This is a genomic window from Variovorax sp. 05T418 (genome assembly GCF_056396385.1).
The window spans coordinates 309,765-330,171 of sequence record NZ_JBFTLJ010000005.1 but is presented as its reverse complement, the minus strand read 5'-3'; the positions used below and the strand labels follow the sequence as shown (position 1 = coordinate 330,171).

Below are 20,407 nucleotides of genomic sequence, written 5' to 3'. Positions count from 1 at the left end.
CAGGACGGCAATCGCCTCGTGATCGCTGTGCGCGAGGGGGCGCAGGACACGGTGAACCAGGTCGGGCAGGAGATCACCAAGCGCAACGCGAGCATTCAGCCGACGCTGACGATCCGACCGGGGTTTCCGGTTCGGATGATGGCGAACAAGGATCTTCTTTTGCGGCCCTACAAGCCGTTGTTTTTTTCGCGGGGGGACAAGCAATGACCAGGGGTACGCGTCGATTGAGCATAGGTGCGCTTCCGCGTGCGGAAACCGTGAAACTGACGATCACTGTTTCCGTTGAACTGAAGGTACAGCTCGATGCCTACGCTGAAGTTCACAGCCGGCTGCATGGGCCAGTCGATACAAGGGCACTGATTCCCTACATGCTCGCCGCGTTTGTTGCGCGTGACAGAGGATTCAAGGCCCTCAGAGGGCACAGGACGCCATCGACTAGTTAGGCATATTGCCGCAACGATGCGGAGCGGTGGCAACGTGTCGTGGGCATCACAAGACACGAAGACTGAGCATCTGATTGGGGAAGATTGCTTCAGCCTTCCGCTCCAGAACTGCTTCGGAAAGGCATTTGTCGACGGCGAAACTCCATCGACGTGCATTCGGCCTCGCGTTTGAAGAACTTGACGAAGTTGGACAGGTCGTTGAAACCAATGCGTTCGGCAATGTCCGAGACAGGCAGTTCCGTGTGCGCCAACAGCCGCTTGGCCTCGAGAACGATCCGCGCGGAGATGAAGGCCTTGGGATTCATGCCCACCGAGTCCATCGTGGCGCGGGCAAGGCTTTTCTCGGAGCACCCCATGCGCGCGGCATATCGAGACGCATGATGCCAAGTGGCGAAATGCTTCTCCACGAGCAGCTCGAACTCCTTGAAACGTTGCGATGCAGGGCTTCGAGCCGGACCATGTGCTTCGTTCTGCGCATGGATGATGCGAATCCTCGTCAGCAATGCACAGAGCTGGAAACGCAGCAGTGCGTGCATGTCCTCTGCCGCTGCGCCCATTCGCGTGTCGTCGTGCATCTGCGCGATCGCGCGGGTGACCATGGCCGCTTCAGTGTCGGCCGGCACCAGATGGGTCGGCAGTCCGTCCAGATCGGAAACGCCGGTTTGACTGGCCTCGATCAGGGACGAAGGCAAAAGAAACTCGGGCCGAAACAGGACCAGCCATCCGTCCCAATCTTCGTCGGGTCCGAAGCTATGGGCCATGCCCTGTCGCACCAACAGCAACGAGCCTGTTGCACAGGGGACTGACCCGAAGTCCACAAGTTGCGTGCAAACGCCTCGGGTGACGCAGAGCAGCGTCAGGAATGCATACCGATGCGTTGAACCCAGGATCTCGGTGCCGACTCGCCGCCGCAGGTCGGACACGCGGAAGATTTCCAGATCGAGTGGATAGTCTCCGTCTGGCTGATAGTCCAGGCGTTGGATCTCGAGGACGCGCCGTCCCTTTTTAGTCATCGCTCGATTCCGTTAGTCGAAGCTGCTTGGACTGATGTCCAAAATTGGCAATCATTAGACCACTCTCAACCGTGACGCGCTCAAACCCAAGTCCGATAATTCCAATCAAGCAAACGAAAAGGACGCACCATGAACGGAAACGCCAAGGAGATCGCCACGACCCTTCTCGCCATCGAGAAGGAGATCAACGAACGCTGGAACAGGGGCGATGTCGACGGGGCCCTGGAGGTCTACAGCGACGATGTCACCTACTTCGACCCGATGACTGAGAAGCGGTTGGAAGGCCACAAGACTGTTGAGGCCTATTTCCGCCAGTTTTTCGAAGGCAAGCTCAACATCCTGCGCAACGACTTTCTTAACCCGCAGGTGATCGCGAGCGAAGCTGGCGACATGGCCCTGGTGAGCTACAACCTGGTCAACCACGTTTCCGACGGACAAGGCGGTGAGAAGCTCGGAAGTCCCTGGAACGCCACCATGGGTTACCGCAAGATCGACGGACGCTGGCGCGCCGTGCATGTGAATTGGTCGTTCACACGCCATCCGACGGCCATGCAAGGACTGATGGCCTGAATGCAGCCATGGCCGGCCGTGCGCGTCGAGAGCGCGGCCGGGTCCGATCCTGCGGTCGTCCCCACGATCGTGATCTTCAAGAATAATGCGGAGGTCAATGTATTGGCTCATCACCTGAGCAGGATCGAGCAATCATGTCCAGACCCGCGCGCCGAGCGCTCGCCGCCACAGCCCCGAGAACCGAGCCGAGCTGGCGAGAACAGGAACACCTGCTTCTCGGCGAGGTGATGCGCCTTGTAGGCAAGAGCTTGGCCCCCGACGTCGTGTTTCGGGAAATGCTCCATCTCATGTCCGAGCTTCTCGGTCTGAATCGGGGACGGGTCGTGCTCCTGGACTCCTTCGAAAAGGGAAGCGACCGCTCGTCGCCATTCGAAGAGGCTTCGATCCACTTCGCCTACGGGCTGACGAAGGCCGAGATGTCCCGTGGCCGGTATGTGGTCGGAGAGGGCATCACGGGCGCGGTCCTGTCCACCGGCCAGACGAGCATCGTGCAAAGCATCGATGCCGACCCCCGGTTCCTCAACCGTGCCGTCGAACGCTCGCGGCTGCCTCAAGAGACGGTCGCGTTCATCGCGGTCCCCATCGAGCTGGGCAAGACAACCATCGGCGTCCTCGCGGCGCACCGCATCCGGCGCAGGAATCGAGCGCTCAGTGAGGACGTTGCCGTTCTCCGCCTCCTGGCAACGCTGTCGGGTCAGCTGCTGCAATTGCGCCAACTGGTTCAGGCGCAGACGAGAGAGCTCGAATCCAGGAATGCCTTGCTGAGCCAGGCGCTCGAGTCGGCGACCGCTCGCTACGGCATCATCGGGCGTTCGCCTGCGCTGCTGCGCGCGCTGGCCGAACTCGAACGGGTGTCGCAGGCTTCGGCCAGCGTTCTCCTTCTCGGCGAATCAGGCACGGGCAAGGAACTGTTCGCACGAGCGCTCCACCTCGCCAGTGCGCGACATGACGGACCGTTCATCAAGGTCAATTGCGCTGCCATCCCTGAGACGCTGTTTGAATCGGAGCTGTTCGGCCATGAGAAAGGCGCGTTCACCGGGGCGTCGACCTCACGTGCCGGGTGGTTCGAGCAAGCCAATCAAGGAACGATCTTCCTCGACGAGATCGGCGAGATGCCGCTCGCCATGCAGGCAAAGCTGTTGAGAACCCTCCAGGAGGGAACCATCATTCGCCTTGGCGCCAAGCGAGAGATGCCCATCAACGTGCGTGTGGTTGCGGCCACCAACCGGGACCTTGCCGTCGAAGTGGCAAGTGGAAATTTCCGGCAGGACCTCTTCTATCGCCTCAATGTCATTCCGATCAGCCTGCCGTCTCTCGCGCAGCGTCGCGAGGACATCCGGCCCCTTGCGCTGCATTTCCTGAACAAGACCAACCAGCAGAACCAGCGCAATGTCCACTTCTCGCCGCAGGCACTCGACGCATTGGAGGAGCAGGCGTGGCCGGGGAACATCCGTGAACTCTCCAACGTCATCGAGCGCACGGTTCTGCTCACCGATCAAGCGATCGTCTCTCGCAAGGAGATCGAGACCTGGCTCCCCGAAACCCACACTGGCACGACCACCGTTCGCAAGCGTGACGCCCATCCTGTCAAGCCGGGGTCGTCGGGCGCGCCTTTGGTGAGGGAGTATCGGCCGCACAGTTCTCACGACGCCGAGGACCTGCGCAACGCGATGCGGCTTCACGGTGGAAACCAGTCTCGTGCGGCGCAGTCTCTTGGCCTGACGCCCAGGCAGTTCGGCTATCGATGGCACAGGCTTGCTGCGCAAGAGAGCACCTAGCCGGAGCCGAAACGGCGAGATGCGGTGCCGTGCGTTGCGATGCGCGGCTACAGTGCGTTGATGGGGATCTTGAGGTAGCGCACACCGTTGGCTTCCATCGGTGGTAGCTCGCCACCACGGATGTTCACCTGGAGGGATGGCAGGATCAGCGCCGGCATACCCAGTGTTGCATCGCGGCGCTGGCGCAGCTCAACGAACTGAGCCTCGCTGACACCTTCGCGCAGGTGAATGTTCGTGCTGCGCTGCTCTTCGACCGTGGTCTCGGCGCGTGGTTCACGCCCGGCGGGCGGATAGTCGTGGCACATGAAGAGCCGCGTCGCCGATGGCATGGCCAGAATCCTTTGCGCCGAGCGGTACAAGCTGCGTGCGCTGCCACCGGGGAAATCGCAGCGCGCACTGCCGACATCGGGCATGAATAAGGTGTCTCCCACGAAGACAAGCTGCGGCGTGCCGTCATCGGCCTCGATCACGTAGGCCATGTCTGCGGGGGTGTGGCCCGGGACATGCATGGCGCGAGCCCGAAGAGCCCCGATGCAGAACACCTCGTCGGGTTCGAACAGCCGTCCAAAATAAGAAGCATCGCACTCAAGCTCTACCGGCAGGTGGAAGATTCTCTGGAATGCGCGCTGCACGACACGAATGCCGGAGCCGATCGCCACGACGCCCCCCAGGCACGCTTGGAGGTAGGGCGCGGCCGAGAGATGGTCCGCGTGGGCATGCGTCTCGAGGATCCACTCGACCTGGAGGCCATGCGCCCGCACGAACTCGATCACGGCATCGGCCGACTGCGTTCCCGTCCTGCTGGCCTTGGGCTCGAAGTTAAGCACCGAATCGATGATGGCGCACGCACCGCCATCCTCGGCGTACAGAACGTAGGTGAATGTGCAGGTGTCCAGGTCGAAGAACGCATGGACCAGAGGTCGAGGAGATTCGATCATGGGTCCATCGCTCTTGCGCCTCAGCCGGAACGGGCGCTGCAGTTCATTCGCTCAGTACTGTTTGTAGGGAAGGAACTTGCCGCTCATCACGATGCGGACGCGATCACCCGCAGGGTCTGCCTCCCGTTGGAGGTCCATCTTGAAGTCGATCGCGCTCATGATGCCGTCACCGAATTCCTCGTGGATGAGCGCCTTGAAAGTCGTGCCGTAGACGTTGACCATTTCGTAGAAGCGATAGATCAGCGGGTCGGTCGGCACCGCGGTAGGCAGCGACCCCTTGTACGGCGTGACCATCAGCCACTTCGCTTCCTCGTCGGAAAGGCCGAAGATATCTGCAAGCGTGCCAGCCTGCTCCTTGCTCAGCGTCATCTGACCGAGGCACGCGGACGTGACCCATTCCTTGCTGAGTCCCACCTTGGCTGCAATTTCCGACCACTTCAGGCCCTTGGAAACCTTGGCAGAGATGATCTTCTCGGTGACGTCGATACGGTTCATGAATATTCTCTCAATGACAGGTGATGGTTTGAATGGTCAGACGACGCGCTGTAGCTGAACAGGTTTGACAGCGATCGGTTCTTCGACCCCCGGCTCGGCGAGGTCGATCGCTTGAAGGCCAGGGGTCACGAATGGCGGCTTCAACGGAGCACGTCCGCCGGAGAGATCCTTGGACCTTGCGACCAGAAAATCGACCAGGTGGTTGCGGATGCGGTAGTACTGCGCATCGCGGTGCAGCGTTGCACGCTGGCGGTCCGCAGGCATGGTGTTCACGACGATCTCCGCGACACGCGCCCGTGGCCCGTTGCTCATCAGCAGGATCTTGTCGGCCAACAAGATGGCCTCGTCGACGTCATGCGTGATCATGAAGACGGTCTGGCGGGTTTCGCGGCAGATTCGCAGCAGCTCGTCCTGGATCGTTCCGCGGGTGAGCGCGTCCAGCGCACCGAACGGCTCGTCCAGCAGCAGCATCTTGGGTTGGATGGCAAATGCGCGAGCGATGCCCACGCGCTGTTTCATGCCGCCCGAAAGCGCGGAGGGCTTCTTGTCGATTGCCTGATCCAGGCCGACCAGCGTCACGTACTTCTGCACGTGCTCGTCGACCTGCTTGGCGCTCCATTGCGGCCACTTGCTGCGCACCGCAAAGGCGATGTTCTTCCTGACTGTCAGCCATGGCATCAGCGCGTGCCCCTGGAAGACGACGCCACGGTCGAGGCTGGGTCCGGCGATCTCGCGGCCACTCATGATGGCCACACCCGCCGTGGCCGCCTCGAGGCCGGCAAGGACATTCAGGATGGTGGTCTTGCCGCAACCGGAGTGGCCGATGATGCAGACGAACTCGCCCTTGGCCAGTTCGAAGTTGACGCTGTCGAAGACGGGCTCCGCCCCAGAAACGTAGGTCTTCGCCAGGTTCTCGATCTTCAGGAAGCCGCTTGCTGGTTCACCGCTCCTGTATTCATTCGGCATACGTCACCGCCTTCTGCGCCTTGGCAAATACAAGATCCAGCGCCATGCCCACCACTCCGATGGCCAGGATGGCGAAGATCACGTTGGTGAGCGAGAGGTTGTTCCACTCGTTCCACACGAAATAGCCGATGCCGGTCCCTCCGACCAGCATCTCTGCCGCCACGATCACCAGCCAGGCAATGCCCATGCTGATGCGCATGCCGGTCAGGATGGTGGGAGCGGCGGCCGGCAGGATGACTTCGATCGCCTTGCGAATCGGTGTGACTTGAAGCGTCCTCGAAACATTCAGCCACTCGCGCCGCACACCGGCCACGCCGAAGGCGGTGTTGGTCAGCATCGGCCAGACGGAGCAGATGAAGATGACGAAGATGCCGGAGATCGATGAGTCCTTGATGGTGTAAAGCGCGATGGGCATCCACGCGAGCGGGGAGATTGGCTTGAGCAACTGGATGAACGGATCGAGCGCACGGTAGGCCAGTGGACTCATGCCAATCAGAAACCCCAAGGGAATGGCGAAGAGCGCCGCCAAACTGAATCCGAGCCCGACGCGCGCGAGCGAGTACGAGATCTGAAGCCCGATGCCCTTGTCATTGGGGCCGTTGTCGTAGAACGGGTCTGACAGATGTCCGACGATCGCGGAGCCCATCTGCGCGGGAGCGGGGAATGCGGACTTCGAAGGCGCACCACCGTCCGCCTGCGGATCCTTGCCCATGAGCTTCGCGTACTCGCTCTGCTCGGCTGTGAGCGTCGGCGCTGCGGTCTTGGTGGGCAGCGTGGCGGTGTACCAGATGGCGAGAATGAACGCGAGGAAGAAGGCAGAAAGAAGCGCTGCCTTCGCGCGAAGTGTCTTGGGCCCGTTCATGCCGGCGTCTTCCTGATGGAGAAGCTGTCTGCATAGGCTTGCGCCTTGTTCGGATCGAAGGTCTTGCCCATGATCTCGTACTTGGGATAGGCGCTGCCGTCCGATGCCTGTTGGCCGATTTCTCGCATGGCCCGCTTGGCATCGGTCAGCAGGAACACTTTCTCCGCGACCTGTTTGTAGTCCACATCTCCCTTGATGTAGCCCCAGCGCTTCATCTGCGTCAGCATCCAGACGGCCATGCCTTGCCAGGGCATGGGGTCGAAGTCCACGCGGGCAGGCACGTTGACGATATTGCCCAGGCCGTCGGCGTACCTCCCGGTCAGCACCTGGGTCAACACGGCTTCCGGCTGGTTGAGATAGGCCTGCGGCGCAACCACCTTGGCGATGAGCTCCCGGTTCCTGGGATCGCGGGCCATGGCGGCGGCGGTCAGCACGGCGCGGTACAGCGCCGCGAAGGTGTTGGGGTTCTTTTGGATGAACTCCGTCGACGTACCGAAGGCACAGCAGGGATGGCCGTTCCAGATGTCTCGCGTCAGCAGATGGATGAATCCCACTTCTTCCACGACAGCCCGCTGGTTGAAGGGATCCGGGCCGAGAAACCCGTCGATGTTTCCGGCCCGCAGATTGGCGACCATCTCCGCGGGCGGAACGACGCGCAGTTGAACGTCGCGCTCAGGGTCCAGGCCGGCTTCGGCCAGGTAATAGCGAAGCAGAAAGTTGTGCATCGAATGCTCGAACGGAATGGCGAACTTGAAGCCTTTCCAATTCCTGGGATCGCGATTGGACTTGTGCTTGAGCGCGAGGGTGATGGCTTGTCCATTGATGTTCTGGATCGTCGCCACGTTCATCGGTTGCGGGTTCGAGCCCAGCCCCATGGTGATCGCCAATGGCATGGGCGACAGGAAGTGCGACGCGTCGTACTCGCGATTCATCATCTTGTCGCGCACCAGTGCCCAGCCCGCCGTCTTGACGACCTGGACGTCCAGGCCCTGCTTGCTGTAGAAACCCAGCGGCTCGGCCATGATGAGTGGCGTAGCGCAGGTGATCGGAATGAAGCCGATCTTGAGGTTCTTCTTCTCGATGGCGCCCTTGTCCTGGGCCATCGCCTGGAGGCTGGCGACCGGGAGCACGCTGGAGATCGCGGCCATCGCGGTTCCCTTGCCTACGGCGCGCAGGAAGCGGCGGCGCACGGCATCTTGCGGGAAGACGGCCTTGACCAGGCTCGCCTCGATGAAGTCGTTGGAGTAGTCCTCGAACGCGGCGGTCTGGCTGCGCCGGACCAGCTCCCTGGTGGCGGATGCGGCGCTTGCGGCTTCATGCGCCGCTGCGGAAGCATGTCGGCCGCATGCGCAGCTCATCATGAGCGGCGCATCGGCATCGTAAGGGTCGAAGTAGCGCATGGGAGCTTTCTGAGGTTGACGATGAAGAGATGCGTGGGTGGCCTGTGGCTGCGTCAGGCCGTGAACCTGCGAGAGCCTGTCTTGACGCGTACCAACGGGCGAACGTGCGTGTAGGTCGGTGGAGCACAGCCTGTCAGGTGGGCGGCGATGACTTGCGCCTGCCGCGCAATCGGCTCGATGAAACGCGTCGCTCGACCGTCGATGCTGATGCAGTCGCCGAGCGCAAAGATGTTCGGCACGCTGGTTCGCAGGGCATCGGCACTGACCGAGATGCCGTTGTTCCAGGCCAGGCCGGCGCTCTGTGCCAGGCGACCGGGCGTCTGCAGCCCGGTGGCGGCCAGGACGTGATCCCCGTTCAGAACGAGGGCACTGTCCGTCTCCACGCTCATGCCGAAGTCTGTCTTCTTCACCTGCTTGACTCGGGTGTTGCCCATGAACTCGATCGCGAGCGGCGCCCAGGCGTCGAGCAGGTCTTGGGACGACTGCGCAGGCAACAGGTTGGCCAGAGGCCGGTCGGCCACGTCGAGCAAGACGACCGCGTGGCCCGCCAGTGCCAGGTCATTGGCCAGTTCGCAACCCACCAGGCCTGCCCCTACAACGATGATTCGCTGCGCGTCTCCCGACGCCTCCACGGCTTGGCGGAACCTGGCGTAGCACCGCAGGTCGTTGATGGCCCAGCACAGATCGGCTGGCAACGCGGGGTCCGGGCGCGGCGCTGCGCCATGGGCAAGCACCAGGCTCTTGTACCTGACACTGCCCCTGGTCGTGCGCAAGGCATTCGTTCCTGCGCAAACGCTGATGGCGTGCGTTTCGGGCATCAGGCGTACCTTCAGGCGGGCGGCTGCTTGAGCGCCTGTTTCCTTGACCAAGGCTGCAAGGCTGATGGCCCTTGCCAATGCGACGGACAGAATCGGCTTGTCGTAGACGTCGCCGCTGCAGCTCGTCACGAGGGTGATGGGCATGTTGGCATCGCGCTCGCGCAGAACGCGTGCCATCTGCCATCCGGCGGCCCCTGCGCCGACGACGACGACGCCCGGTTCATCGCGGCGGCCGTGCCCGGCGTGGCTGGGCGAGCCCGCTGGCGCCACTCTGGCCTGCGGCACGTAGATCTCGAAGTCCGCCTTGCCCACGCCGCACAGGGGGCAGGACCAGTCGTCCGGAATATCCTCGAAGCGTGTGCCCGGCACCAGGCCGCTGTCCGGATCGCCGGTCGCCTCGTCATAGATCAATCCGCACGCCCGGCAGATGTACTGGCGAAAGGCGGCCGCCGCGTCGGCCCCGCGCACGGCGAGGGCAGGGGCGCTCATGACGGCGTCACCGGGCTGCTCAGCCGGGCCATTTCTCGACGCAGGTGCTTGATCGCCGGCGTGACAATGGCCACGAAGTGGGACTCGCGAACCCTGCGCTGCACCGCAGACGACAGCAGATAGCCGCGCGCACCTTGGTGCATGAGCGCGGACTGGGCCGACCGCAGCGCGAGCTCGGAGGCGTGGGCGCGCACGTCCAGCACGTCGAGCAGGGCAGGCTGGCCACCCTCGTTGGCAATGCGGGCCAGCGCGAACGTGCGATCGGCCAGGGCATCGAGTTCGGCCTGCAGGTCGGCAGGACGATCCTCCAGGAACTGGTTCACGTGGGCGAGCTGCTGCTCGACATCCCACATCGAGTCGATCGCACCTTGCGAGACGCCCAGACCCATGCCGACCTGCAGAAGAATGAACTCGGCACGGATCCGATCGAGGAACGGGCGTACGGGGTCGGCCATCATCCGATCACTGCCGACGAAGAAGTTCGTGAAACGCACGCCCCAGGTTCCTGTGCCTTCCATGCCTGCAAAGGATGGGCATTCGCGCAACTCGATCGCCGGGTCGTCGCACGGCACCATGAACATGATCTCGTGAGATGCTTCGCCGCTGGCGAAGACAGTGGCTGCGCCGCCGAAATAGTGGTCCTTGCCCAGGTTGCTCACCCACGGCAAGGTGCCGTTGACCACATAGCCACCTTCGACCCTTTCAGCCTTGAGAAGCATGGGCTCGATGCCGGTCATGGCCTTCATCGGGTTGCTCAGCGCCGTGCCGCCGAGCGTGTCGCCGCGAACATGCCGCTCGAAGCGTTCGCCCCGGAAGACTGGATTGCCGCACTTCTCCATGTAGAGCGTGCAGGCCGATTGGCACCACACCATGAAGCCTGTGGCCCCGCACACGCGTGACACCTCGGTGATGGCCTGAATCGCCGCCACGAAATCGGGCTGGCCGTCCAAGGACGTCTGGGCTCGGTAGGCACCTGCCTTGCCGAGTTCGCGCAGGACGCTTTGCGGGTAGGTGCCAATGCGGTCGATTTCGTCGACCATCGCTGCAAGCGATCCGTTCGCCACCGCCCGAACGGCATCGAGCATTTGCGCGCGGGCAGGCCCTGCATCGGTTGCCGCTGCCGCCATCTGAAGTACCGCTGACATGGTAGGCCGGTCCCGACCGCTCAGGCGAGCGCGATGTCGAAGGGGATGGGGTTGCGCATCGTGTTGGCAACCGGCGAATACATGTTCGCGTGCTTGACGATGTCGTCCAGAACTTCGCGCGGTGCGTCGCCTTCGACGAGCACCTTCACTCGAATCTGCTGGAAGCCCATTTCCAAAGGCTGCTTCTGCGCTCCGCCGGCGCCCCAGGCCGCGGGATTGCCGATGTCGCCTTCGAGGAAGATCTCGAGTCTGGTGAGCTTGACGTTGCGGTGCGTTGCAACGGCAGTGATGCCCACGCACAGGCAACCACCCAGGCCCGACAGCACAATTTCGCCCGGGGCGGGTGCCGTGTCCTGGCCGAACAGATGCGGCGGCTCGTCGACAATGACCGGCGTGTGGTCACCGACGTAGCTCAGCGTACGGAACTTGCCATCGACGATGGTGTGGACCTTGTTGGTACCGCGGGAGCTGGGGTTGTTGCGCCCCTTTTCCGCGAAGGCAAGCAGGCCTTCGCGATCGATAGGGCGCAGGTAGGTCTTGAGGGTGGACTGGCTGGTTTCGGCTGCGCGTGCAGGGGACGTGATGGTCATTGGTGGCTCCGGTGTATGGTGCCTTCCCAAGCGCAAGAGCCATGCCACGGGGCCCATCGTCCCCGAGTGCGTCTAACCCCTTGTTTTTCTTGAGTATTTTCTCGTTCGCATGTCTGGCGCCAACGACTCGACAGGAGAGGCTCTACAAATTGTCCGACCGAATGTCGACAATTTGTCGAACCGCGGATCGGCCGACATTGGACGAAGTGCGAGATCAAGAACAGCGCCGTGCTCATCCACGACGATGTGGCCAGCACGATGGGCAATGTGCTGTTCACCGGTCCTGACGGCAAGATCACCACAGTCGACAAGACCTGGACTTTCGTGAAGGACGATGCGGGCAAGCTGCGCATCGTCGTGCACCACTCGTCGCTGCCTTACGCCAGCCGCTGAGCGACTGGTTTCAGTCTCGGCAGGCTCCGGTTTGATTCGGCATCCATACGCAAACATCTTTCTTGGATCGTTCGCGCAGCGTGATCAAGTCGGGGCGTCAAAGGGCGGTACTGTTGCAGCCGCTGGAAGTGTTCCGCGTATTCGCATGGACTGAGCTGACTCCCTTGTCGACATCGAGTTGCGTTAAAGTGAGTGCTCGACCAGCACGGTCGAGCACAGTGTCGGCATTCCGACCCCATGCATGTGCTAGCGCGCATGCCTCGCAAACAGTATTCCCACGATGACAAGCCCCACCTCGATCCTCACGCCCTCGTGGCAACGCCCTATCTATATGGCCTTGGGGTGCGTCAGCCTCGCCATCGGAATCGTCGCGCTCGTCGTGCCCTTGATTCCGGGCATCGTTTTCCTCGCGCTTGCCGCTGCTTGCTTTTCACGCTCGTCACCCGCGATGGACAGGTGGCTGACGACGCACCCGCGATTCGGCAAGCTGATCACCAACTGGCAGACTTCTGGGGCAATTTCACGTTCTACGAAGTGGGTCATCACCGCCAGCATGGTGGCAAGTTTCTCTCTCATATTTCTGGAAACACAGTCGCGCGGCATCCAGGTTACTGTGGCGATCGTCATGCTTGCCGTGCTCGTCTACGTCTGGCGACGACCGGAGCAGCCGAGCATGCCCACAGCGGTCTAGACATGATGGTCGCCGCCCAGTAGACAGGCGACCGGTCTCCAACATCGTAGGTTGCATCCAAGGACGCAGAGCTACACGCTGCGACTTACGTCGTCAGCAACAAGGAGACCGACCATGCAAGAGCGAAGATTCACGTAGGTTTGGATGTCCGCAAGGACAGTATCAGCATGGCGGAGCCCGATATACGAGGCTGGCCCGGCGATTTCGCTATTTGCGCGCGGCGGACAAAGCGTTCAACACCGAAATGGTCATTGCCCCCACTGAGGTCTTTATCGAGGTTTCTGCGACCGGTGCGAAATAGGGGGAGTGATTCGCTACCACTCCTCTGCCATCGGACTTCGCAGAAACGATTGCCCGTGGGTCAAGGCCACCTATGAAGAAAAACATTGCCGGAATGCCGGCTTCTGTGAACGCCGAGAAGTCTTCGCTCGCACCAATCGCCGGGACTTGCACAACCATTTCACCAAATGCTTTCCGAAGCTCCGCTATGGTGCCATTCACCAGTTCCTCGCTGTTGATAACGGAGCCCGTTGCTGCGCCGAACTCGATCGTCGGTTCTGGCGCAGCCGCCATGGCCGCTGCCGCCAGCGCCGTGCGACGTACGCCTGCTATGAGCTTTTCGCGAACTGCCGGCTGGTATGAACGTATGGTTCCACGCACAAGAACTCGATCCGGAATGATGTTTCCCGCACTTCCGCCCTGGAAGGCTCCTACCGTTACGACACCGAACTCCGTCGGCTCCTTCTCTCGGCTCACCACAGTTTGGACGTCCTGCACAAACCGCGAACCGATCACGATGGGATCAATAGTTCGCTGAGGTGCCGAACCGTGCCCACCTATACCTTTGAACACGATCTCAAAGCTGTCGGAGCTGGAAGTAATTGGACCTGCACGAAAGCCGATTTGACCGGCAGGAGAATCCGATACGTGCAGGGCAAACGCGAAGTCAGGACGGGGAAAACGTTTCAGCAACCCATCGTCAATCATTGCTTTGGCGCCAGTCCCGAGCTCCTCGGCCGGTTGCGCGACGAACAGCAATGTGCCTTTCCATCGATCCTTTAACGAAGCCAGAATTCGTGCTGTTCCGACCCAGCTTGCCATGTGCACGTCATGGCCACATGTATGAGCGACAAAGGTCTGGCGGCCGTTCCATTCGACCTGGACCTTGCTGGCGTATGGCAGGTCGGTCTTTTCTTCCATGGGAAGTGCGTCCAACTCGGTCCGCACCATCACCGTTGGACCGGGACCATTCTTGTAGACCGCAACCACACCCGTGCCACCAACCTTCTCGGTTACATCGAAGCCCGCACGGCGCATTTCGTCAGCGAGTTTCGACGCGGTTCGAAACTCCTTGAAGCCCAACTCAGGATGCGCGTGAAGGTCCTTGTAGAGCGACTCAAGCGAAGGATACTCGCGGTCGAGGAGGGCCGTGACGCCGATCCCAGGTCCAGGAGCCTGGGCAAACAAAGAGGTCGAGGCTCCCAGGCAGCAGATTGCAACTCCGAGGCGAAGCGATCGCTGTATCCAATGGAAGTTCTTCGCAAGTTGGCGTGGCATGTCCGCTGGTCCTAAGGATGTTAGACAAATGAGAGGGGCGCAGTTGAAAGTTGCCTGCTACACGGACAAGCGCCATACCGCTTCGGTCAGTCTTGTCCGCACAGGTCAACCTGCGCATAGTCCTTAGAAACGTTCGTGGCGTCTATTGAGCATGCTTAATATGTGCTAGCGGAGAATCGAATAGTGACCTGCGTCAGTCGACACCCAACACGGCGTTGTTGGCGTGCAGGCGCGTGTCGCCGCGGATTCGATTCATCGTCACCGTCATGGCCTGCAACCCGCACGCAGCCGGCAATCACTCCTCCAGGAACAAGTCGGCGACGGTCGAGCGGAGCCATTGGTTGGCAGGGTCCTGCTGATAGCGCTCGTGCCAGTGCTGCTTGATCGAAAACGACGGAAACTTGAACGGCGGGGGCAGTGCCTTCACCTTCGCGATCCGCACAAGCATTTGAGCGACGCGTTCTGGAACGGTCGCTACCAGATCGGTATTCGCCAGCAGGTTACCCACGCCGGGCAGTGTCGGCAGAGTTAACGTCACTGTGCGTGCGACGCGCTGGCGCGTGAGGGCCTGTTCGACCAGTTCATGACCGGTGCCGGGTGCAGTGATGACTACGTGCTTCTCGCGCTTGAAGAGGTGCTCGGTCAAGCGCTGATTGATGCGTGGATGATCTCGCCGGACGACGCACGCAAATGTCTGGTCAAACAGTTTCTGCTGGTAGAAGCCGGCCTCCAGTTCGGGCATGAATCCCACTGCGAGGTCGGCCTCTCCCGATTCCAGCAGCCTGGGTGTTTCGGAGGTGATGCGAAGCACTTCGACACGAACGTCGGGCGCGAGCTTGCCTACCTTGTTGATCAGTGATGGCAGGAACTCAAGGTGGCTGATGTCCGTCATCGCGATATGAAAATGCCGCGAAGATGAAGCTGGATCGAACACCACCTGCTGCTGCGTTGCGGCTCGAAGGAGCTCAAGCGCCTGCCGCAGAGGGGGCGCCAGAGCCACCGCGTGCGGCGTAGGCATCATGCCGCGGCCCGTGCGCACGAACAGAGGATCATTGAATTGCCGACGCAGTCGTGCGAGCGCCAGGCTGACCGAGGTTTGAGCGATCTCGAGATTCTCTCCAGCACGCGAAACGCTGCGCGTCTTGTAGATCTCATCAAAGACGGCAAGAAGCTTCATGTCCATTATTAAGTTTCCCGCTAGCGATTATTGATCGGAGTGCATCGACGTAATGATGCTCCGTCGCTAGATTCGAGGCAACTTGCAGGGCGCCGATCACGGACCATCGCGACCCGCTTCTTCCACCTCTGGAGACACACATGGACAACCGCAGAGCCATTCTGGTGTTGGCAAGCGCCGCACTGATGACCACAGCATCCATCGCCTCAGCGCAGGTCTGGCCCAAGGGCCCCGTACGGGTGGTCGTACCTTTCGACGCCGGCTCAACCCCCGACCAAGTAGCTCGCGCGGTTACGGACAGGTTGGCGGCGCGCCTTGGTCAGCCCATGGTTGTTGAGAACAAGAGCGGCGCCGCAGGAAACATCGGCACCGATGCCGTCGCGAAAGCGGCGCCTGACGGGCAGACCATCGGGGTCAGCATCGCGGGCCCGCTGGCGATCAACCCGCTGCTCTTCAAGAAGATGCCTTACGACCCGGCCCGGGACCTTGAGCTGCTGACCGTGGCCGTTTCGCAGCCATCGGTGTTGGTTGTTGCCCTCAAGCATGTCGTCAGCAGCCCGAAGGAGTTGCTCAACCTCATGAGGCAGAGCAAGGCGAACTTCACCTTTGCGTCGATCGGTGCCGGGTCCGTTTCTCACCTGGCCATGGAGACTCTGGGAGCCGGAAGTGGAGCCGATGTGGTCCATGTGCCTTATCGGGGCTCTGGCGCCGCAGTGACTGCGGTGCTGGCGGGTGAGGTCGACATGGCCTTGCTGCCCGCCGCTGCGGTCATGCCTCATGTGAAAGCTGGAAAGATCCGCGCCTTGGCCGTGGCTTCGGCCAAACGCTCTCCTTCGCTCCCGGAATTGCCGACGCTGGCCGAAAGCGGGCTTCCCGATGTCCGGGCCGATGCCTGGATCGGCTTCATCGCACCGGCAAAGACACCGGTGGCGATTGTGCAGAGGCTGCAAGAGCAGATCACCCAGGTCCTGGCCGAGCCAGCCGTCAAGGACAGGTTGCGATTGCAGTACATGGACGTCGTTGGCAACACGCCGGCCGAGTTCCGCGCGTTGCTGGCAGCGGATATGGCGCGCTGGAAGCCCGTGATCCAGAAGCACAACATCCAGCTGGACTGAGGCAGGAGAATTTCATGAACTCCGTGACACCCGATCTCGTTGGCGTGGCCGAGCCCGCCCGCTCCGTTCCGCTTTTCGGAGAGTTTGATGTCGTCGTGCTCGGGGGTGGGCCCGCCGGCATTGCTGCAGCGAGTGCTGCGGCTCGCAATGGGGCCAGCGTCCTGCTGGCTGAGCGCTATGGATTCCTGGGCGGCATGGGAACGGCCGCTGGCGTCACCAACTTCTGCGGCTTGCACGCGAATGTGTTTGGCGATATTCGCCGAGTAGTCCATGGAGTCGCCTCGGACCTGCTTGAGCGGATGCGCGTCTTGGACGGCCTGAACGAGCCGCACCTGATCTTGGGAAAGACGTTCGCCCAAGCCTACGACATGTCCGCGTTCAAGTGCGCGGCGGATGGGTTGCTCGTGTCCGACCGGGTCCAGTTGCTGTTTCATGCACTCGCCGCCGGCATGGTCAAGGCGGAGGACGGCAAGATCGACGCGGTTCTGCTCGAGACCAAGTCCGGCCGCGTCGCGGTGCGCGGGCGAACATTCATTGATTGTTCGGGCGACGCCGATCTGGCGCACTGGGCCGGCGTGCCCACAGAGAAGGGTGACGAGTCGGGCCACTTGCTCTATCCCACTTTGATGTTTCGGGTGGGCGAGGTGGATGCTGAGCGCGCCGGGGAGGCATGGAAGACGATCCCCAAGCTGATGGATGAAGCAGAGGCGTCGCGCGAGTTCAAGTTTCCGCGTCGCGGCGCCATCGTGCGGCCGATGAAGCGAGCCTATGAATGGCGCGTCAACGTGACTCAGCTAAAAAAGCCGGACGGTTCGGCCACGGACGGCACGGATGCGCGCTCGCTCAGTGAGGGCGAGATCGAAGGGCGCCGTCAGATCGTTGACTACATACGCTTCCTGCGCGAAAAGGTACCAGGCTTCGAGAACGCGTATGCGTTGGACATCGCGCCGCAACTCGGTATCCGAGAAACACGGCGCCTTGTGGGCGAATGCATGTTGACCGCGGATGATGTCCTGGGATGCGCGGATTTCGACGACAGCATCGGTGTCAACGGCTGGCCGCTCGAGAAGCATGTCGCCGGTGATGTGCAGTGGATGTGGCCTCCCATCCCCAATTGTCGCGGCTACAACCAATTGCCGTATCGCATGCTGTTGCCACGCCGTTCAAGCGCGAATGGCGTGGAAAACCTGCTCGTCGCCGGCCGTTGCGCTTCCATGACTCACGATGGTCAGTCTGCGGCCCGCGTGACGGGCGCCTGCTTCGTGATGGGTCAAGCCGCTGGCACTGCGGCCGCTCTGGCACTGCAAGCCGGCTGCTCACTGTATGACCTGAACAACCGGCAATTGCAGGACCGGCTGGTTCAGCAAGGGGCGTTCCTTGGCGACCGTGAACGTCCTTGAGTCGCTTCTGCCATCCGCCTTTTCTCCAGGAGACTGCCAAGTGACAATTTCCCCAGCGCGCTGCCTTGTTGCAGGAGCGGCGGCTTTGCTTCTTGCGTCATGTGGCGGCAGCGCTTCATTGCAGGCGCCTCGGCTCGCCGAAACAAACGCCGCGCAGGCATGCCAAGCCCTTGCCAAAGACCTAAGACTTGAAGGCAGCGCCGTCGACGCCGCGGCGTACCTTCCGGCGGGATTCGTCCCTCCCGGTTCGTCAACCGCCTTGACCCAGCCCTTTTGCCGGGTGCAACTCACGTCCAGGCCGTCCGCCGACTCGGATATCAAGTCCGAAATCTGGATGCCGGCGCTCGGCGCCTGGAACGGGAGGTTCCTGGCCGTCGGCGGCTCGGGTAGTTCCGGCTCCATCATGTACCCGGACATGAGCTCGGGGCTGACTAAAGGATATGCCACCCTCTCCACGGACAACGGCCACCAGGGTCAGAACCAGATATTCGCCGTGGGGCATCCTGAGAAGGTCATCGACTTCGGGCATCGGGCGCAAGCAGTCACGGCGGTGGCGGGTAAGGCGGTGACCCAGGCGTTCTACGGAGGAGCTGCAAAGAAGGCTTACTGGCTCGGCTGCTCGCAAGGCGGCGGGAAGGGCATGATGCAGTCGCAACGATATCCCGAGAACTTCGACGGCATCGTGGCCGGAGCACCGGTGTTCGATTGGGTTGGAAGCCAGTTCGCCGCTCCATGGGTGGCGGTGAAGGGAATGCGGGACCCGAGCTTGCTGGTGCCCCGAGCGAAGCTGTCCGCGATCCACAACGCCGTTCTCGCCGCGTGCGACAAGGACGATGGGTTGGTCGATGGTCTGCTGCAGCAGCCGCAGCGTTGCACGTTCGATCCATCGTCTATGGCGTGTCCGGCGGGCACGGACAGCAACAGCTGCCTCACCCCCGGGCAGGTGACTTCGATGCAGCGCTACTTCGCACGCGTGACGCGGCCCGATGGACGGCAGATGTACGCTGCGTTCCCGCACGGTTCCGAAGGCGGTTCCCCTTGGCTCGGCGCTACGGCTTCCAATGGCAACTGGGCCGGTTTCTGGCCCAACGTGGTTTACGAGAACCCGTCGTACAGCATCGTTGCCAACCTGAACGTGGACACCGACGTCGACTACAACTTCGCGTCGAACAAGCTCAGTGCGCACTTTGACGCCGTGAGTACGGATCTCACCCGATTCAAGGACCGCGGCGGCAAGCTGATCATCTGGCACGGCTATAACGACCCCGCCGTATCGGCCTATCACACGCAGGACTATGTTGAGGCCGTCAACGCGCGGTACGGCGCAAGCCGCGCCACCGAGTTCCTGCGGACTTTCTTTGCGCCCGGCGTCAATCATTGCGGCGGCGGCGAGGGCCCTCAACCGGACCCATTCGACCTGCTCGACAAGATGGTCGAATGGGTGGAATCGGGTATTGCACCAACCTCTGTTCTGGCAAGCCATCGAACTGGAGCAGTCGTGAACCGCACGATGCCGCTGTGCCCGTATCCTCAGCTCGCGAAGTACAAGGGAGCGGGTGACGTGAAGGACGCTGCCAGCTTCGCCTGCGTGGCGCCGTAGAGAGCACCGAGAACAAGGGGGCTCTTCAGGACTGCGCCCTGTTCGACAGTCGCGCTCTTGTGCCGGGCAATTTCGCCTTTGACTATGAAGTCCCCGTCCGAAAGCGATGCTATTTGCTGTTGAACGATCGCGGCTGACCGAGAGGTGAGTCCCCACGGATCAACATCTCCCAGCAGGGCAAAAGACGAGGACACAAATGATCCAATGTAGTCAGCGACGCGAAGTATGGAGGACGTCAGTTTTGTTGGGTTGTTACGAATGGCCGGTGTGCGGTAGTCAGGGCCTTTCGACGAACGAGAGGTTTTGGCCGACTGGAGATGTTCCAAGTTCGCTCAGGCGATAGGGCGCAATGTCCGCTAGCGTCTCGCCCGCCGCCGGGACCCAACGCAAACCGCGGCCGCTGAATCTGCTGGCCCTCGTGTCCTCGCACTCTGCTGAATATTTCTCAGGTTCCCCAGAATGCATCTTCAAGCGCTTGATCACTCGAAAACAAGCGGACCTCGACGATCTGGCCGTTTTCGATGCGCAAAAGATCCACTCCCGCTTGGTCGAGCTGTATGCCGTCGCGCTCAGCTTTGAACTCAATGTTGATAGCGACCCAGCTGCCGTTCTCCATGAAGTGATCAGCGCGCGAAATCGTGAAAGTCCCGCCCGATACTTCCATCATGCCGCCGAGCATTGCCCCGACTGCGGACATTCCGCGATGCGTACCGGAAAACCGGTTTTTGCCAGGTTGATGCCAGACAACATCAGGAGAGATGAGGCTGGCCAGCAGGGCCTGGTCACCGGATTGCGCCGCGTGAATGTAGTTCTTCGCAATATCAATTTGAGACATGGCTTTCTTGTCCTTCGGTTGTGTTGTTGCTGGTCATTGTCGAAGCGCGGGCGAGCGAAGTCACGGTAGCTCTCGGAGAAGAAATGATCATTTTTGGACATGCTGGGGCAGCGTCGAACCGCTGAGACGAAC

Annotated in this window: 20 protein-coding genes and 1 pseudogene; 9 read left to right on the top strand and 12 right to left on the bottom strand. The window is 61.5% G+C overall.

The genetic code is table 11. The annotated features are described in order from the left end of the window. Together AC1DMS_RS13650 and AC1DMS_RS13645 are read left to right on the top strand one after the other, a co-directional pair. Window positions 1-207 (top strand): annotated as a pseudogene (locus tag AC1DMS_RS13650) (TrbI/VirB10 family protein); the annotation flags it as partial. Further along, window positions 204-443, top strand: coding sequence for a DUF2274 domain-containing protein (locus AC1DMS_RS13645; RefSeq protein ID WP_478181156.1), 240 nt, complete (start codon window positions 204-206; stop codon window positions 441-443). The pseudogene AC1DMS_RS13650 and the gene AC1DMS_RS13645, both read left to right, overlap by 4 nt. A gap of 89 nt (window positions 444-532) precedes the next feature. Here AC1DMS_RS13645 and AC1DMS_RS13640 read toward each other — a convergent pair whose 3' ends face one another. Next, on the bottom strand, window positions 533-1,456 hold the full coding sequence (locus tag AC1DMS_RS13640) for an AraC family transcriptional regulator (RefSeq protein ID WP_478181155.1): 924 nt from the start codon (window positions 1,454-1,456) through the stop codon (window positions 533-535). Window positions 1,457-1,585: 129 nt separating this feature from the next. Between AC1DMS_RS13640 and AC1DMS_RS13635 the strand changes: the two genes are divergently transcribed. After that, window positions 1,586-2,026, top strand: coding sequence for a YybH family protein (locus tag AC1DMS_RS13635; RefSeq protein WP_478181154.1), 441 nt, complete (start codon window positions 1,586-1,588; stop codon window positions 2,024-2,026). 134 nt (window positions 2,027-2,160) lie between these two features. Beyond that, window positions 2,161-3,804 (top strand): sigma-54 interaction domain-containing protein, encoded by a 1,644-nt coding sequence (locus tag AC1DMS_RS13630; RefSeq protein WP_478181153.1) that lies wholly within the window; start codon window positions 2,161-2,163, stop codon window positions 3,802-3,804. A gap of 47 nt (window positions 3,805-3,851) precedes the next feature. Here AC1DMS_RS13630 and AC1DMS_RS13625 read toward each other — a convergent pair whose 3' ends face one another. From AC1DMS_RS13625 to AC1DMS_RS13590, 8 genes are read right to left on the bottom strand one after another with little or no spacing between them, the layout of a single operon-like run. After that, window positions 3,852-4,742, bottom strand: a complete 891-nt coding sequence (locus AC1DMS_RS13625) for an MBL fold metallo-hydrolase (protein ID WP_478181152.1) — start codon at window positions 4,740-4,742, stop codon at window positions 3,852-3,854. A 51-nt stretch (window positions 4,743-4,793) separates the two neighbouring features. Beyond that, window positions 4,794-5,237 carry a cyanase gene (gene cynS, locus AC1DMS_RS13620; protein WP_478181151.1) on the bottom strand — a complete coding sequence of 148 codons (444 nt, stop codon included), beginning with the start codon at window positions 5,235-5,237 and terminating at the stop codon, window positions 4,794-4,796. A gap of 36 nt (window positions 5,238-5,273) precedes the next feature. Continuing rightward, a complete protein-coding gene (locus AC1DMS_RS13615) occupies window positions 5,274-6,203 on the bottom strand; it encodes an ABC transporter ATP-binding protein (protein WP_478181150.1) in 930 nt (309 codons plus the stop codon). Continuing rightward, window positions 6,193-7,065: a nitrate ABC transporter permease gene (ntrB, locus tag AC1DMS_RS13610; RefSeq protein ID WP_478181149.1), complete on the bottom strand. Its 873-nt coding sequence runs from the start codon at window positions 7,063-7,065 to the stop codon at window positions 6,193-6,195. Before ntrB ends, AC1DMS_RS13615 begins: the two co-directional genes overlap by 11 nt. Continuing rightward, entirely contained in the window at window positions 7,062-8,465 is a 1,404-nt protein-coding gene (locus AC1DMS_RS13605) for a CmpA/NrtA family ABC transporter substrate-binding protein (RefSeq protein ID WP_478181148.1), read from the bottom strand. The genes ntrB and AC1DMS_RS13605 overlap by 4 nt, the downstream gene beginning before the upstream one ends. Window positions 8,466-8,518: 53 nt before the next feature. After that, on the bottom strand, window positions 8,519-9,772 hold the full coding sequence (locus tag AC1DMS_RS13600; RefSeq protein ID WP_478181147.1) for an FAD-dependent oxidoreductase: 1,254 nt from the start codon (window positions 9,770-9,772) through the stop codon (window positions 8,519-8,521). Continuing rightward, entirely contained in the window at window positions 9,769-10,917 is a 1,149-nt protein-coding gene (locus AC1DMS_RS13595; protein ID WP_478181146.1) for an acyl-CoA dehydrogenase family protein, read from the bottom strand. Before AC1DMS_RS13595 ends, AC1DMS_RS13600 begins: the two co-directional genes overlap by 4 nt. Before the next feature lie 20 nt (window positions 10,918-10,937). Further along, on the bottom strand, window positions 10,938-11,507 hold the full coding sequence (locus AC1DMS_RS13590) for an OsmC family protein (RefSeq protein WP_478181145.1): 570 nt from the start codon (window positions 11,505-11,507) through the stop codon (window positions 10,938-10,940). Between the two features lie 228 nt (window positions 11,508-11,735). Between AC1DMS_RS13590 and AC1DMS_RS13585 the strand changes: the two genes are divergently transcribed. Together AC1DMS_RS13585 and AC1DMS_RS13580 are read left to right on the top strand one after the other, a co-directional pair. Then, window positions 11,736-11,900, top strand: a complete 165-nt coding sequence (locus AC1DMS_RS13585; protein ID WP_478079907.1) for a hypothetical protein — start codon at window positions 11,736-11,738, stop codon at window positions 11,898-11,900. A 280-nt stretch (window positions 11,901-12,180) separates the two neighbouring features. Beyond that, window positions 12,181-12,591 (top strand): YbaN family protein, encoded by a 411-nt coding sequence (locus AC1DMS_RS13580; protein WP_478079906.1) that lies wholly within the window; start codon window positions 12,181-12,183, stop codon window positions 12,589-12,591. Between the two features lie 207 nt (window positions 12,592-12,798). On the opposite strand, the gene AC1DMS_RS13575 is transcribed toward AC1DMS_RS13580, so the two are convergent. Together AC1DMS_RS13575 and AC1DMS_RS13570 are read right to left on the bottom strand one after the other, a co-directional pair. Beyond that, a complete protein-coding gene (locus tag AC1DMS_RS13575; protein ID WP_478181144.1) occupies window positions 12,799-14,148 on the bottom strand; it encodes an amidohydrolase in 1,350 nt (449 codons plus the stop codon). A gap of 295 nt (window positions 14,149-14,443) precedes the next feature. Continuing rightward, the gene (locus AC1DMS_RS13570; RefSeq protein WP_478181143.1) at window positions 14,444-15,331 is read right to left on the bottom strand and encodes a LysR family transcriptional regulator; all 888 of its coding nucleotides are present in this window, start codon (window positions 15,329-15,331) and stop codon (window positions 14,444-14,446) included. 134 nt (window positions 15,332-15,465) lie between these two features. On the opposite strand from AC1DMS_RS13570, the gene AC1DMS_RS13565 reads away from it, so the two are divergent. Genes AC1DMS_RS13565 through AC1DMS_RS13555 form a run of 3 tightly spaced genes read left to right on the top strand, consistent with a single transcriptional unit; the run spans window position 15,466 to window position 19,440 of the window. Beyond that, window positions 15,466-16,440: a Bug family tripartite tricarboxylate transporter substrate binding protein gene (locus tag AC1DMS_RS13565; RefSeq protein ID WP_478181142.1), complete on the top strand. Its 975-nt coding sequence runs from the start codon at window positions 15,466-15,468 to the stop codon at window positions 16,438-16,440. 14 nt (window positions 16,441-16,454) lie between these two features. Next, window positions 16,455-17,840 (top strand): FAD-dependent oxidoreductase, encoded by a 1,386-nt coding sequence (locus AC1DMS_RS13560; protein WP_478181141.1) that lies wholly within the window; start codon window positions 16,455-16,457, stop codon window positions 17,838-17,840. Between the two features lie 40 nt (window positions 17,841-17,880). After that, window positions 17,881-19,440, top strand: coding sequence for a tannase/feruloyl esterase family alpha/beta hydrolase (locus tag AC1DMS_RS13555; RefSeq protein ID WP_478181140.1), 1,560 nt, complete (start codon window positions 17,881-17,883; stop codon window positions 19,438-19,440). Between the two features lie 445 nt (window positions 19,441-19,885). Here AC1DMS_RS13555 and AC1DMS_RS13550 read toward each other — a convergent pair whose 3' ends face one another. Continuing rightward, window positions 19,886-20,275: a nuclear transport factor 2 family protein gene (locus AC1DMS_RS13550; RefSeq protein ID WP_012747237.1), complete on the bottom strand. Its 390-nt coding sequence runs from the start codon at window positions 20,273-20,275 to the stop codon at window positions 19,886-19,888. Window positions 20,276-20,407 lie beyond the last annotated feature (132 nt).

What these genes read in the sequence shown, in the direction of transcription:
- AC1DMS_RS13645 (WP_478181156.1), top strand. Translation starts at nt 204, where the DNA reads ATGACCAGGGGTACGCGTCGATTGAGCATAGGTGCGCTTCCGCGTGCG.
- AC1DMS_RS13640 (WP_478181155.1), bottom strand. Translation starts at nt 1,456, where the DNA reads ATGACTAAAAAGGGACGGCGCGTCCTCGAGATCCAACGCCTGGACTAT.
- AC1DMS_RS13635 (WP_478181154.1), top strand. Translation starts at nt 1,586, where the DNA reads ATGAACGGAAACGCCAAGGAGATCGCCACGACCCTTCTCGCCATCGAG.
- AC1DMS_RS13630 (WP_478181153.1), top strand. Translation starts at nt 2,161, where the DNA reads ATGTCCAGACCCGCGCGCCGAGCGCTCGCCGCCACAGCCCCGAGAACC.
- AC1DMS_RS13625 (WP_478181152.1), bottom strand. Translation starts at nt 4,742, where the DNA reads ATGATCGAATCTCCTCGACCTCTGGTCCATGCGTTCTTCGACCTGGAC.
- cynS (WP_478181151.1), bottom strand. Translation starts at nt 5,237, where the DNA reads ATGAACCGTATCGACGTCACCGAGAAGATCATCTCTGCCAAGGTTTCC.
- AC1DMS_RS13615 (WP_478181150.1), bottom strand. Translation starts at nt 6,203, where the DNA reads ATGCCGAATGAATACAGGAGCGGTGAACCAGCAAGCGGCTTCCTGAAG.
- ntrB (WP_478181149.1), bottom strand. Translation starts at nt 7,065, where the DNA reads ATGAACGGGCCCAAGACACTTCGCGCGAAGGCAGCGCTTCTTTCTGCC.
- AC1DMS_RS13605 (WP_478181148.1), bottom strand. Translation starts at nt 8,465, where the DNA reads ATGCGCTACTTCGACCCTTACGATGCCGATGCGCCGCTCATGATGAGC.
- AC1DMS_RS13600 (WP_478181147.1), bottom strand. Translation starts at nt 9,772, where the DNA reads ATGAGCGCCCCTGCCCTCGCCGTGCGCGGGGCCGACGCGGCGGCCGCC.
- AC1DMS_RS13595 (WP_478181146.1), bottom strand. Translation starts at nt 10,917, where the DNA reads ATGTCAGCGGTACTTCAGATGGCGGCAGCGGCAACCGATGCAGGGCCT.
- AC1DMS_RS13590 (WP_478181145.1), bottom strand. Translation starts at nt 11,507, where the DNA reads ATGACCATCACGTCCCCTGCACGCGCAGCCGAAACCAGCCAGTCCACC.
- AC1DMS_RS13580 (WP_478079906.1), top strand. Translation starts at nt 12,181, where the DNA reads ATGACAAGCCCCACCTCGATCCTCACGCCCTCGTGGCAACGCCCTATC.
- AC1DMS_RS13575 (WP_478181144.1), bottom strand. Translation starts at nt 14,148, where the DNA reads ATGCCACGCCAACTTGCGAAGAACTTCCATTGGATACAGCGATCGCTT.
- AC1DMS_RS13570 (WP_478181143.1), bottom strand. Translation starts at nt 15,331, where the DNA reads ATGGACATGAAGCTTCTTGCCGTCTTTGATGAGATCTACAAGACGCGC.
- AC1DMS_RS13565 (WP_478181142.1), top strand. Translation starts at nt 15,466, where the DNA reads ATGGACAACCGCAGAGCCATTCTGGTGTTGGCAAGCGCCGCACTGATG.
- AC1DMS_RS13560 (WP_478181141.1), top strand. Translation starts at nt 16,455, where the DNA reads ATGAACTCCGTGACACCCGATCTCGTTGGCGTGGCCGAGCCCGCCCGC.
- AC1DMS_RS13550 (WP_012747237.1), bottom strand. Translation starts at nt 20,275, where the DNA reads ATGTCTCAAATTGATATTGCGAAGAACTACATTCACGCGGCGCAATCC.